Annotated in this window: 9 protein-coding genes; 7 read left to right on the top strand and 2 right to left on the bottom strand. The window is 62.5% G+C overall.

What is annotated here, in order from left to right; genetic code table 11:
* Window positions 1-96: 96 nt before the first annotated feature.
* Window positions 97-1,740 (top strand): L-lactate permease, encoded by a 1,644-nt coding sequence (locus P5W98_RS27725; RefSeq protein WP_421027914.1) that lies wholly within the window; start codon window positions 97-99, stop codon window positions 1,738-1,740.
* Between the two features lie 125 nt (window positions 1,741-1,865).
* Here the strand turns inward: P5W98_RS27725 and P5W98_RS27720 are convergent, their stop codons facing one another.
* Both P5W98_RS27720 and P5W98_RS27715 read right to left on the bottom strand, forming a co-directional pair.
* Complete coding sequence (locus P5W98_RS27720) at window positions 1,866-2,579, bottom strand: M24 family metallopeptidase (protein ID WP_421027913.1); 714 nt, start codon at window positions 2,577-2,579, stop codon at window positions 1,866-1,868.
* 75 nt (window positions 2,580-2,654) lie between these two features.
* Window positions 2,655-4,313, bottom strand: coding sequence for an APC family permease (locus tag P5W98_RS27715; protein WP_421027912.1), 1,659 nt, complete (start codon window positions 4,311-4,313; stop codon window positions 2,655-2,657).
* Window positions 4,314-4,565: 252 nt separating this feature from the next.
* On the opposite strand from P5W98_RS27715, the gene P5W98_RS27710 reads away from it, so the two are divergent.
* The 6 genes from P5W98_RS27710 (at window position 4,566) to P5W98_RS27685 (ending at window position 12,562) form a co-directional block, all read left to right on the top strand.
* Window positions 4,566-5,993 (top strand): PAS domain S-box protein, encoded by a 1,428-nt coding sequence (locus tag P5W98_RS27710; protein WP_421027911.1) that lies wholly within the window; start codon window positions 4,566-4,568, stop codon window positions 5,991-5,993.
* Window positions 5,994-6,072: 79 nt separating this feature from the next.
* Window positions 6,073-7,089: a GlxA family transcriptional regulator gene (locus P5W98_RS27705; protein WP_421027910.1), complete on the top strand. Its 1,017-nt coding sequence runs from the start codon at window positions 6,073-6,075 to the stop codon at window positions 7,087-7,089.
* Between the two features lie 171 nt (window positions 7,090-7,260).
* On the top strand, window positions 7,261-8,472 hold the full coding sequence (locus P5W98_RS27700; RefSeq protein ID WP_421027909.1) for a M24 family metallopeptidase: 1,212 nt from the start codon (window positions 7,261-7,263) through the stop codon (window positions 8,470-8,472).
* Between the two features lie 164 nt (window positions 8,473-8,636).
* Window positions 8,637-9,896, top strand: a complete 1,260-nt coding sequence (gene glyA / locus P5W98_RS27695; RefSeq protein WP_421027908.1) for a serine hydroxymethyltransferase — start codon at window positions 8,637-8,639, stop codon at window positions 9,894-9,896.
* A gap of 7 nt (window positions 9,897-9,903) precedes the next feature.
* Window positions 9,904-11,280, top strand: a complete 1,377-nt coding sequence (locus tag P5W98_RS27690) for an L-serine ammonia-lyase (RefSeq protein ID WP_421027907.1) — start codon at window positions 9,904-9,906, stop codon at window positions 11,278-11,280.
* Between the two features lie 37 nt (window positions 11,281-11,317).
* The gene (locus tag P5W98_RS27685) at window positions 11,318-12,562 is read left to right on the top strand and encodes a sarcosine oxidase subunit beta family protein (protein WP_421027177.1); all 1,245 of its coding nucleotides are present in this window, start codon (window positions 11,318-11,320) and stop codon (window positions 12,560-12,562) included.
* Window positions 12,563-12,565 lie beyond the last annotated feature (3 nt).

The following is a 12,565-nucleotide window of genomic DNA, read 5'->3' as shown; positions in this document are numbered from 1 at the left end:
CCGCTGCGGGGGATTGCCGCGTCCTCCGCACGGGGCTCCATTGCCATCGCGGCAGCATACAGACAAAAGTCCCGTCAACGGGACATAGGAGACATAGTGAATTCAGGTTTGGCTTTACCCGCAGGAACCCTGTTCGCGCAGCCGCTGACGCCTGTCGGCAACTCACTGCCCCTTTCATTTGTCGTCGCCGTCATTCCGATTGCAGTTGCGCTTGCGATGCTCGGCATCCTGCGCCGGCCCGCGTGGCAGGCCTCGTTGGCGGGGCTGGTCGCGGGCCTCGCCATCGCGATCGGCGTGTGGGGCATGCCCGCTGGCCTGGCGTTCGATGCCGTCGGCGCAGGCATGACGCTCGCGCTGATACCGGTGATGTGGATCGTCGTCAACGCGCTGCTGCTCTACAACATCGCGGTGAAGTCGGGCCGCTTCGACCAGTTCCGCCAATGGATGCTCGATCATCTTCCCGACGACCGGCGCCTTGTGCTGCTCGTCGTCGCCTTCTCGTTTGGCTGCCTGCTCGAAGGCATCTCCGGCTTCGGCACGCCGGTGGCGATCACGAGCGCGCTGTTGATCGGCCTCGGCTTTCCCGCTATCGAGGCGCTCAGTTTCACGCTGATCTTCAATACGGCGCCAGTCGCATTCGGGGCGCTTGGCGTGCCCATCACCGTGCTGGGCGCTGTGACGTCGCTGCATCCCGAGACGCTTGGCGCGATGGTCGGCCGCCAGTTGCCGTTTTTCGCGTTCCTGCTGCCGTTCTATGTGGTCGCCATGTACGGCGGCATTCGCTCCATCGGCAAGCTCTGGCCGGCACTCGTCGTGTCGGGCGGCAGCTTCGCGCTCGCGCAATTCGTCACGTCGAATTTTCTCGGCTATCAATTGACAGACGTGCTGTCCTCGCTGACTTCGCTGATCGTCACCATCGGCTTCCTCAAAGTCTGGAAGCCTGAACCCGACGCAGCCTTCGCGATCGCGCGCGGTGCCACGCGAGCCACAAACCACGCCGATCGCATCGGCTACGGCGGCTGGCTGCCGTGGATCATCGTTTCGGTGGTCGTGATTTTCTGGGTGCATGCGGGCATTGCGTCGATTGGCCAGGCGAACATCAAGTGGCCCGGCCTTCACAACGCCGTCTATATGACGCTCTATCACAAGTCCTATGCCGCGATCTGGACGTTCCAGCCGCTTGGCACCGGCACGGCGATTCTCGTTGCCGCGGCGATCACCGCAGTGTGGACGCGAGTGGGGATCAGCGGCTTTGTCGCCTGTGTCGCCCAGACCTGGAAACAGACGCGCATTGCCATTGTCACGGTGATGATGATCGTGGCGCTTGCCTATCTGCTCAATTATTCGGGCATGAGCTACACGCTCGGGATGGGGGTCGCGTCCACGGGTGCGCTGTTCCCGCTCGTTTCGGCGACGCTCGGCTGGGTTGCGGTATTCCTTTCGGGCAGCGACACGTCGGGCAACGCGCTGTTCGGCAACCTGCAGGTGGTGGCGGCAAAGCAGCTCGGCCTGGACCCGGTGCTGATGGCGGCGACCAACTCCTCGGGTGGCGTGATGGGCAAGATGATTTCGCCGCAGAACATTGCGACCGGCGTGGCAACGACCGACCTCAAGGGGCAGGAGGGTGTCGTGTTCGCGCGTACCTTCTGGCACAGCATCGCCCTCACGCTGGTGCTCGGCGTGCTTGTGTACCTGCAGCAGCACGTGCTCAGCTGGATGATCCCATCGGTGCCGCATTGACCGGACAGGGCCGCGGGCGGGTCGGCCGGCCGCGGCCTTCCAGGGTGCTACTGCGCGGCGGCCCCAGCGTCAGGGGGCGCTGTACGGTGGTATCGACCGGCCTCAAACAAGTGGCGCTCCCGCTCCTAGAGTTCATGCAAAACGCCGCCGGCTAAGAAATAGATGTTCTCGTGTTTGAACCCATGGCGGCCGCCCTTGACGCGAAGCTGCGGTTCGAGGGTGAACAGGCCCACCTCTCCGAGCGTGTGGGTGACCTTCGGTGCGATGAAGTCGAGCGCGCTCATATCGGCCTGCATACTGTGGCCGAGATAGTCCAGCAGCTCGCATTCGAGCCGGTCGGCGGCATCCTTCACCATCCCGTATAACTCGTCGAAACGCAGGTCGGGCGTCGCCACACGCCGAAGCAGGGCGTGCAGCGATGCCTGGGCGTGGGCGCCGGCGAGAAACTCCTCGTCGCGGTGCGGTGCGCGTCGCACCTGTCCTTCTTCGATGAAGTAAGTGCGCGCGAGATCGCCGCAGTAGCCATTCATGGCCGGATTGAGGTCGATGGTCAGCACGTCGTGGTGTTTGAGCGGGGCGCTTTCGGGCACGTAGGCCTCGCGCGAAATGGCGAGGCAGGTATGCTCGCCGGCCAGCACGAGCGCTGGCAAGGCGCGATACCAGTAGTCGTCTACGCCCGCCGCGCGCTGTAGTTCGTCGCATTTGCGCACGAGGTCGATTTCGCTGACGCCCGGCGCAATGAAGTGCACGATTTCGTCCAGCGTCCGACGCGCGGCATGCTGCACCTTCCGATAGCCGCAGAGCGTGTCCGCTGCATCGAGATGTTCCGCATTCGACATGAAAAATCCTTTCCGGTTGAGTGCGATCGGTAAGCCGTCGCCGCCGCGCTTGCGCTCGATGCGGGCGGGAGACACTTAAGGCAAGACTGCCAGGTGATGGGTCACTGCCACCACCAGCGCCGCCACAATGAGAGCTGCGTAGGGCTGCCAGGGCCTGCGTGCACCGACCCGGTTCACGAGATCGGTATCGCGGCTGAAGGCGGCCGGGAACTTGCCACGGTCTTGAACATAGTGGCGGAACAGGAACACCGGCACGATCAGGCATGTGAATATCAGGCCGTTACGCAGCGTGCCGGGCCCCCAGATATCGGCACCCATGCCCATGAACGCGAGGTTGAGAAAACCGAAGATCGCGCCGAGCGCCAGCAGCCATCCGCGCGCCCGGTACAGACGTGGCCAGTTTCCCCGGTCAAGGCGATGAATCCAGCCTGCCTGGAGATTGAGGAAGTTGAAGATCAGGTAGCCCACGTTGCCGATCGCGAGCAGCATGATGTTGTCCGAGAGCATCAGCAACACCAGGTTGAAAGCCAGGTCGGTCCACATGGCGGCCGTCGGCGCGCCGTGCTCGTTGACGCGCGCGAGGTATCTGGGCAGCCAGCCGTCGACTGCGCCCTGGTACAACGTGCGCGACGAACCCATCATCGAGGTCATCACTGCGAGCACCAGCGAGAGCACCAGCATCGCAACCACCACGTTAGTGACGAGCGCGCCGCCGCCTATCATCTTCGCCATCACGACGCCGACTGCGGTGCCGTCATAGAGCCCGGGGTCGAGCAGCTTGTCGAGCCCGAGCGAGCCCTGGAACGCCAGCGGCACCAGGGTGAAGATGGCAACGCATAGCAGGCCCGAGTAGACGATCGCCCGAACGGTGTCGCGCTTCGGATCCTTGAATTCACTGGTGTAGCACACCGCGGTTTCGAAGCCATAGGTGGCCCAGCCCGCAATGAACATGCCGCCGGCCATCAGCGTGATCCCGGCCAGGTTGTAGTGGCCGAAGCCCACATGGCCGGACGCGTCCCGTGCCAGCGGCAGCAGCGGCAGAAAATGCGTACTCGGCATATCGCCGCTCATGATCGGCACAATGCCGATCAGCACGAGCGGCAACAACGAACTGATGCCGAGAATCATTTGGGTACGCGTCGCCTGCGAGATGCCGCGATGCTGGATCGCGAAGGTAATCAGCAGGATGAGGGCGGCGAGGATGGCCATCGAATTGATCCGCAACGTCAGGCCGTGCTCGATGAAGTCGAGGTGCATGAGCGTAAGCGACCAGGTGTTGATGGCCGAGTTCGCCGGAAACAGGGCCGTGAGGATGTAACCCGCGGCGAGACCCGTACCGAGTGCGAGCACGGGTGACCATGCGTACCAGTTGCACCAGACGGAGATCGGGGCAATGAACTTGCTGTAACGCACCCAGGCGATTGCCCCATACACCGACGCGCCTCCGGACTTGTGTGGAAACAGCCCGGCAATCTCGGCGTAGGTGAAGCACTGGATGAAGCCCATCAGGATCGACACGATCCAGATCAGCCATGCTGGCTGTCCGACTGTCGAAGCAAGCGCTCCAATGTTGAAGAGGACGAGCGCGGGCACGCCGCTCGCCGCCCAGAAGGCGCCCTTCCAGCTGATGGCCCGGTGCAGGCTGGCCTGCCCGCCGCCGGGGTGAGACGTCGAGACGTACGCATCATCGGATGCCCCCGCCTCTTTGATGACGGGATCGTTTGCGGTTTCCACGGGAGTTGTCTCCTCCAAGGTGAACTGCCGGTTGTGTGTTCTGCAGCACGTTCCTGGACGCCGTCAGAACGCGTGTGGAATTTATAGAAGTCGCAATATTTCTCGTCAAGTAATATATTGCGTATAAAGTAATACTCACAAAGAGGTAGCCGATAGCTGCGTGCTATGATCGGCGCACAAAGGACGCTGGCACTCGACTGGGGTGCTCCAGCGCCACGAATCTCAGTTCCAGGCAAAGCGAGACGGGAGACGATGAAGTCATCGGGGTTTGGTCAGCGTCTGAAGGAATTGCTGCAGCAAAAGCAACTCACCCTCACACAAGTCGCGAAGTCGCTGGGCATCTCCACGCCGTCGGTGCACCGGTGGACCAATGGCGGAGAAATCGAATACGCGAATCTGCGTGCACTTGCCGCTTTTCTGGACGTCAACTGGGTCTGGCTACGCTACGGCGACGAGGCGATCCAGGATCTCCAGGAGACCCTGGTACCCGAGAGCGGCGCGCAAGACCTGCGGCAGAAGTACCTCGGCCAGATCATCGACAGCGAAGCGCGCATGAAGCTCGCCTATGACGCCGCGCGCATCGCCACCTGGGAATGGCATGTCCTGACGCGGGAGCTGACGACCTCGCCTGGTGCAGAGCAGATCTTCGGCAAACCGGTCGAAGCCACGCGGTCCAATCTCGTCCCGTTTGAGGCGCTTCCCCTCGAACGCCTGGTGGCGCAGTTCGCCGATGGCGCCGAAACTCAGGAATGGGACTTCTGTGTGCCCGGCACCGATGCGGGAGATGGACACGGACAGGGCGAGGAGCGCTGGCTCTCCTGTCGCAGCCAGCTCATCTACGACGCGGCGCGGCGGCCCCTCAAGGTCGTGGGCGTATGCATCGATATCACGCAGCGCAAGGCAATGGAAAAGGCCCTCACGCGCAGCGAATACATGATGCGCAAGGTCATTGAAATGATTCCGGTGGGTTTGTGGATCGCCGACGAAAGCGGCCATATCCGCATCGCCAATCCGGAGGCGGAGCGCATCTGGGGCGGTGCCAAACTCGTCGAACTTGCCCGCTATGGCGAGTACAGCGGGCGTTGGGACAGTACGGGCAAGGAGGTGGGCGGCGAGGGCTGGACGCTGGCGCGCGCAATTCTCTCGGGCGAGGCTAGCCGGGGGGAAATCGTCAACATCGACGCCTTCGACGGGCAGCAACGCTCGATTATCATGTCGGCCATTCCGCTGCTGGACGACGACGAGCGCATCATTGGCGCCATCGAAGTCAATCAGGACATTACTTCGCAGAAGCAGGCCGAAGCGTCTCTTGCGCGCAGTGAAGATCGCTGGCGGGCGATATTCGATCAGCCGATGGTGGGCATCGCCTGGCTGGAGTCGGGCAGTGACACCCTGTGCGCGAACGCCAAACTTGCCGAATTGGCGGCGCTCACAGCCGCCTCGCTGGCCCGGCAACCGCTGGCTTCGCTGTTCGACGAAGCGACCGGCAAGTCCCTGCGCGACCATATGAAGTCTGCCGAGGCGCGCGGCACGCTCAAGATGCTCAATATCACCGGTCATATGCGCCGTGCAAGCGGGCCAGGGCCGGAGGTTCTGGTGCAGGTGGTCAGCCAGTGGGGAGACAAGCATGGCGTATTTCGCACCCTGGTCTTTGTAAGCGAAACCCATCAAGCGGGATAACGGTCGAGAGCGCCGGGTTCACGCCCATATCCTCGTGCCTCTATCAACCGGTCCCTTTCAGCTTCAAACCGATCCTCCAATGTCTACGACCCTGCCCAGGCAATCGCCACCGTCAAAGGTACGTGACGGCATGCACGATCTACGTGTCATGCGTTACGGCTTCCTGTTGCTCGAGAACTTTTCCCTGATTGCGCTTGGCTCCGCGATTGATCCACTTCGGATTGCCAACATGATCGTAGGACGGCGTGTGTACGACTACAGCCTGATCGGACCAGGCGACGAGTTCGTTCCGTCGAGTGACGGTATCCGCGTGGTCACGGACGTCTCGATGGCGGACAGCGCGCCTTTTGACGTGGTGTTCGTTGTCGGGCCGAATCCCATTCCGAAAAGGGGAATTGGTGCAGTGGTGGACTGGCTGCGCAGGCAGGCGGGAAAGGGGGCGGCTCTTGGCGGGCTCGACACCGGCAGCTACTTTCTGGCGCGTGCCGGATTGCTGAATGGATACCGTTGCACGATTCACTGGGAAGACCAGGACGTATTGATGGAGCAGTTTCCAAAGCTGACGGTTTCAACACGGCTATTCGAAATCGACCGGGATCGCTATACCTGCAGCGGTGGCGTGGCACCGCTCGACTTGATGGTGCATCTGCTGGCGAATCCGCCGGGCAGCCAGGCACTCGCGGCACGTGTTCTCGAATTGCTGGTCGCGGAACCGCGCAGCCGCGAATATCGTCAGCAGACTTCGTTACGTCAATATATCGGCGCGGAGCATGAGAAGCTCGACGAGGCATTGCAAATCATGGAAAGCAACGTCGAAGAGCCGCTTGCCGTGCCGGAGATTGCGTCTCATCTGCGTGTCTCGCAGCGGCAGCTCCAGCGCTGGTTTCAGGAGCGCCTGGGCAAGTCCCCCGCCGAGGCGTACCTCGAGATTCGTCTTTTGCGCGCCCGGCAACTTCTGTACCGCACGGCAACCTCGCTCGAGGAAGTGTGCGCGCGCACCGGTTTCACGTCCACGACACACTTTGCCACACGCTACAAGGCGCAATTCCAGATCTCCCCGATCGCTGACCGGCGTCGCTATCAGAACGCGCTGTAGCCATTCTGGCATCGTGGCCGGATACCCCGGCCGCAAGCCAGCGAGCGATTTCATGGTTAACCCGATTTGGCCAATTCGGGAACGACGTTGTCCATTTCGGAAATTCTCAAAATTCCCGAACTTCTAACATCTGCTCACACCCACCACGCTTTTTCACCCAGGAGCGAGCACATGAAGATGGAGAACCTGATTCGAATCGAGAATGGCGAGAAGGTGAAGCACACCTTTTCCGATGCGGAGTACGCAACCCGTCAACGCAAGCTGCGCGAGTTGATGGCGCGCGAGAATATCGACGCCGTGCTTTTCACGTCGTATCACAACATCAACTACTACTCGGACTTTCTCTACTGCTCGTTTGGCAGAAAGTACGGCCTCGTGCTTACGCCGTCCAAAGTGGTTTCGATCTCGGCCAACATCGACGGCGGTCAACCGTGGCGACGCACGGTCGGCGACTACAACGTGGTCTACACGGACTGGCAGCGCGACAACTTCTTTCGCGCCGTGCAGGGCGAGATCGACAACAAGGGCCGTGTGGGCATCGAGTTCGATCATGTCCCCGTCGAAGTATTGTCGAAACTGAAGGCGGCACTCCCGTCGGTCGAGTTTGTTGACATCGGCGCCCAGACGATGCGCATGCGGATGATCAAGTCCGACGAAGAGATCGCGCTCATCAAGCATGGCGCGAACGTGTGCGATATCGGCGGCGCGGCGCTCGCGGCGGCCGTGCACGAAGGCGTGCCCGAGCATGAGGTTGCGCTCGCCTCGACGCAGGCAATGGTGCGGGAAATTGCGCGTCGTTTTCCCGATTCGGAACTGATGGACACATGGACGTGGTTTCAGTCGGGGATCAATACCGATGGCGCACACAATCCGGTTACCACGCGCAAGGTGCAAAAGGGCGACATCCTCAGCCTGAACTGTTTCTCGATGATCGCTGGCTATTACACCGCGCTGGAGCGCACGATGTTCTTTGACCACTGCCCGGACGAGCACCTGCGTCTCTGGAAAGTTAACGTCGAAGTACACGAAGCCGGCCTGAAGCTGATCAAGCCGGGCGCGCGCTGCAGCGATATCGCCCAGGAACTCAACAAGATCTACGCGGAATACGGGCTGCTGCAGAACCGGACATTCGGCTATGGCCACTCGTTCGGCGTGCTGTCCCACTACTACGGCCGCGAGGCAGGGCTCGAACTGCGTGAAGACATCGACACCGTGCTGGAGCCGAACATGGTTGTCTCGATGGAGCCGATGATCATGATCCCTGTGGGGCTGCCGGGTGCCGGCGGCTATCGCGAGCACGACATCCTCGTGGTTGGCGAGAAAGGCGCCACCAACATCACCGCGTTCCCGTACGGCCCCGAACACAACATCATCAAGGCCTGATCAGGCTATCGCCGCCCGTGGCGCAGCCCGCGGGCGCTTATTGACAGCAACCATCTTGCATTGGACCGGAGCCAGTACTTTGGCTGGGATCCGGGGAGCGCGCTTGAGCGCGAACCAGGGTCGACAGCCAAAGCGCCGGCTCCGAATCGACAGGAGACGCCAGCGTGTTTTCCAGGGAACAAACCATCGCCGGATTCGATCCGGATCTCGCGGAGGCGATGCGCCTCGAGCGCGCGCGCCAGGAAGCGCATATCGAGCTGATCGCATCGGAGAACTACACGAGCCCGCGCGTGCTCGAGGCACAGGGCTCGGTGCTGACCAACAAGTACGCGGAGGGCTATCCCGGCAAGCGCTACTATGGCGGCTGTGAGCACGTCGATGTGGTCGAGCAGCTGGCGATTGCGCGTGCCAAGGCCCTATTCGGCGCGGATTTCGCGAACGTGCAGCCGCATAGCGGATCGCAGGCCAACGCGGCCGTGTATCTTGCCTTGCTCTCGCCGGGCGACACGATTCTCGGCATGAGCCTCGCTCACGGCGGACACCTCACGCATGGTGCCAAGGTTTCGTTCTCCGGAAAAATCTTCAACGCCATCCAATATGGCGTCGACGCCAGCACCGGCCTGATCGATTACGACGAGGTCGAGCAGCTTGCGCTCGAGCATCGTCCGCGCATGATCGTGGCGGGGTTCTCCGCGTACTCACGCGTCCTCGATTTCGCGCGCTTTCGCGCTATTGCCGACAAGGTGGGGGCCATCCTCTTCGTGGACATGGCGCACGTCGCCGGTATCGTCGCGGCGGGCCTGTATCCGAACCCGGTGCCGTTTGCCGACGTGGTGACCACCACCACGCACAAGACGCTGCGCGGCCCGCGCGGTGGCCTGATTCTCGGGCGCGCCAACACGGATATCGAGAAAAAACTCAATGCGACAGTGTTTCCGGGCACACAGGGCGGTCCGCTGATGCACGTGATTGCCGCCAAGGCTGTTGCATTCAGGGAGGCGCAAAGCGCCGAATTCAAGGCTTACCAGGCGCAGACGCTCGCCAATGCACGGGCCATGGTGGAAGTATTCATCGCGCGCGGCTACGAGGTCGTATCCGGTGGCACCGACGACCACCTCTTTCTTGTCAGTCTCGTGGCAAAGGGCGTGACCGGCAAGGACGCGGATGCCGCGCTCGGTCGCTCGCATATCACCGTCAACAAGAACGCCGTGCCCAACGACCCGCAATCGCCTTTCGTTACGAGCGGAATCCGTATCGGTACTCCCGCGATCACCACTCGCGGATTCAACGAGGACGACGCCGCAATGACGGCGCGACTGATCTGCGACGTGCTCGATCACCTGGGCGACGCGCAGGTGGAAGGCCGTGTGCGTGACGAGGTGGCGAAGCTGTGCGCGCGGTATCCGGTCTATCAGGGTCTGTGAGGACGCCATGAACGTGAGCACCTTCGACCTGTTCAAGATCGGCATCGGTCCATCCAGTTCGCACACCGTGGGACCGATGATCGCCGCGTGCAAGTTTGCCGGACGTTTGCGCGATCGTTCCGTGCTGGCTCGTCTGGGCTCGATGCGTATCGAGCTGTTTGGATCGCTTGGTGCAACCGGCAAGGGGCACGGTACCGACAAGGCGGTGCTACTCGGTCTCGAGGGCAACCTGCCCGATACGATCGATCCCGACTATGCGGAACAGCGCCTCGCCGCCATCCGCGCGGCGAAGGAACTCGACCTGGCGGGCGAGCGCCGCATCGCCTTCGACGAAAAGACGCAGATTGCCTTTCTGCGGCGCGAGGTATTGCCGCTGCATCCCAATGGCATGCGCTTTACGGCGCTCGATACGAACGGATCGGTGCTCGATACTCAGGCGTACTACTCGGTGGGCGGCGGCTTTGTGGTCAACGATGCGGGGGAGCGGCTCAATGGCCTGCCGGGCACCGACGACGTGCCGTATCCGTTCCGGACCGGCGTGGATCTGTTGCGGCTGTGCGGCGAAAGCGGCCTGTCGATCGCCGATGTGATGATGGCCAATGAGTGCACGTGGCGCTCGCCCGACGCCGTGCGCGCGGGCCTCCTGACGATCCGCGACGTGATGGCGGCATCGATTGCACGCGGCTGTGCGATCGAAGGCACGCTGCCCGGTCCGCTTAAAGTGCGGCGGCGCGCTTCCGCGGTCTTTCAGCAGTTGAAGGCGCAGTCGGAAGAGTGCCTGCGCGACCCGCTTTCGATGATCGACTGGATCAATCTCTACGCGATGGCCGTGAACGAGGAGAACGCGGCGGGCGGGCGAATTGTCACCGCACCGACCAACGGCGCGGCGGGGATCATCCCGGCCGTGCTGCAGTACTACACCAAGTTCGTTCCGGGCTCCGACGATGACGGCGCAGTGACGTTTCTTCTGACTGCCGCCGCGATCGGCCTGCTTTACAAGGAGAACGCGTCGATATCCGGCGCAGAGGTGGGGTGTCAGGGCGAGGTGGGCGTGGCCTGTTCGATGGCAGCGGCAGCGCTTGCAGCCGTGATGGGCGGCACGCCCGAGCAGGTGGAAAACGCCGCTGAAATCGGCATGGAGCACAACCTCGGCATGACCTGCGATCCCGTAGGTGGCCTCGTGCAGATTCCGTGCATCGAGCGCAATGCGATGGGCGCGGTAAAGGCCGTCAACGCGGCCCGCATGGCGCTCAGGGGCAACGGCAAGCACTACGTTTCGCTCGACAAGGTCATCAAGACGATGCGCGAGACCGGTGCGGACATGAAAACGAAATACAAGGAGACGTCGCGCGGCGGTTTGGCCGTGAACGTCATCGAATGCTAATCGAAACGATCAAGGTAATGAGCAAGGGGTCCGCAAGATGAGCCACTATTCGATATTCAGTCTGTTCCGCAACGGGTTGTCGTATCACGAGAACTGGGAGCGGCAGTGGAGGAGCCCCGAGCCGAAGAAGGAGTACGACGTCGTGATCGTCGGCGGCGGCGGGCACGGTCTGGCCACCGCGTACTACCTCGCGAAAGAGCACGGCGTGAAGAACGTCGCGATTCTGGAGAAGGGCTGGATCGGCGGCGGCAACACGGCGCGCAACACCACCATCGTGCGCTCGAACTATCTGTGGGACGAGTCGGCGGCGCTGTATGAGAAGGCCATGAAGCTCTGGGAAGGGCTCTCGCAGGACCTGAACTACAACGTGATGTTCAGCCAGCGCGGCGTGATGAATCTCGCGCACAACCTGCAGGACGTGCGCGACACCGAGCGCCGCGTGAACGCGAACCGCCTGAACGGCGTGGACGCCGAGTTCCTCACGCCCGAGCAGATCAAGGAGATCGAGCCCACGATCAACCTGAACAGCCGCTATCCGGTGCTGGGCGCGTCGATTCAGCGCCGCGCCGGCGTGGCGCGCCACGATGCGGTGGCCTGGGGCTTCGCGCGCGGCGCGGACCGTCACGGCGTGGACATCATCCAGAACTGCCAGGTCACGGGCATCCGCCGCGATGGCGGGCGCGTGACCGGCGTGGATACCGTGAAGGGCTTCATCAAGGCGAAGAAGGTGGCGGTGGTGGCCGCAGGCAACACCACCACGCTCGCCGACATGGCCGGCATCCGCCTGCCGATCGAAAGCCATCCGCTGCAGGCGCTGGTTTCCGAGCCCATCAAGCCGGTGGTCAACTCGGTCATCATGTCGAACGCGGTGCACGCGTACATCAGCCAGTCCGACAAGGGCGACCTCGTGATCGGCGCGGGCGTCGACCAGTACACGGGCTTTGGCCAGCGCGGCAGCTATCACATCATCGAAGGCACGCTGCAGGCCATCGTCGAAATGTTCCCGGTGTTCTCGCGCGTGCGCATGAACCGCCAGTGGGGCGGCATCGTCGACGTTTCGCCCGACGCCTGCCCGATCATCAGCAAGACCGACGTGAAGGGCCTCTATTTCAACTGCGGCTGGGGCACCGGCGGCTTCAAGGCGACGCCGGGCTCGGGCTGGGTGTTCGCGCACACCATCGCGAACGACGAACCGCATCCGCTCAACGCGCCGTTCGCACTGGACCGTTTCTATAACGGCCATCTGATCGACGAGCACGGCGCAGCTGCCGTGGCGCACTGATTA

Origin of the sequence: Paraburkholderia sp. A1BS-2L (genome assembly GCF_051125205.1) — a bacterium.
GTDB lineage: Bacteria > Pseudomonadota > Gammaproteobacteria > Burkholderiales > Burkholderiaceae > Paraburkholderia.
The sequence above is the reverse complement of the archived record's forward strand: the minus strand, read 5'-3'. Positions and strand labels throughout refer to the sequence as shown.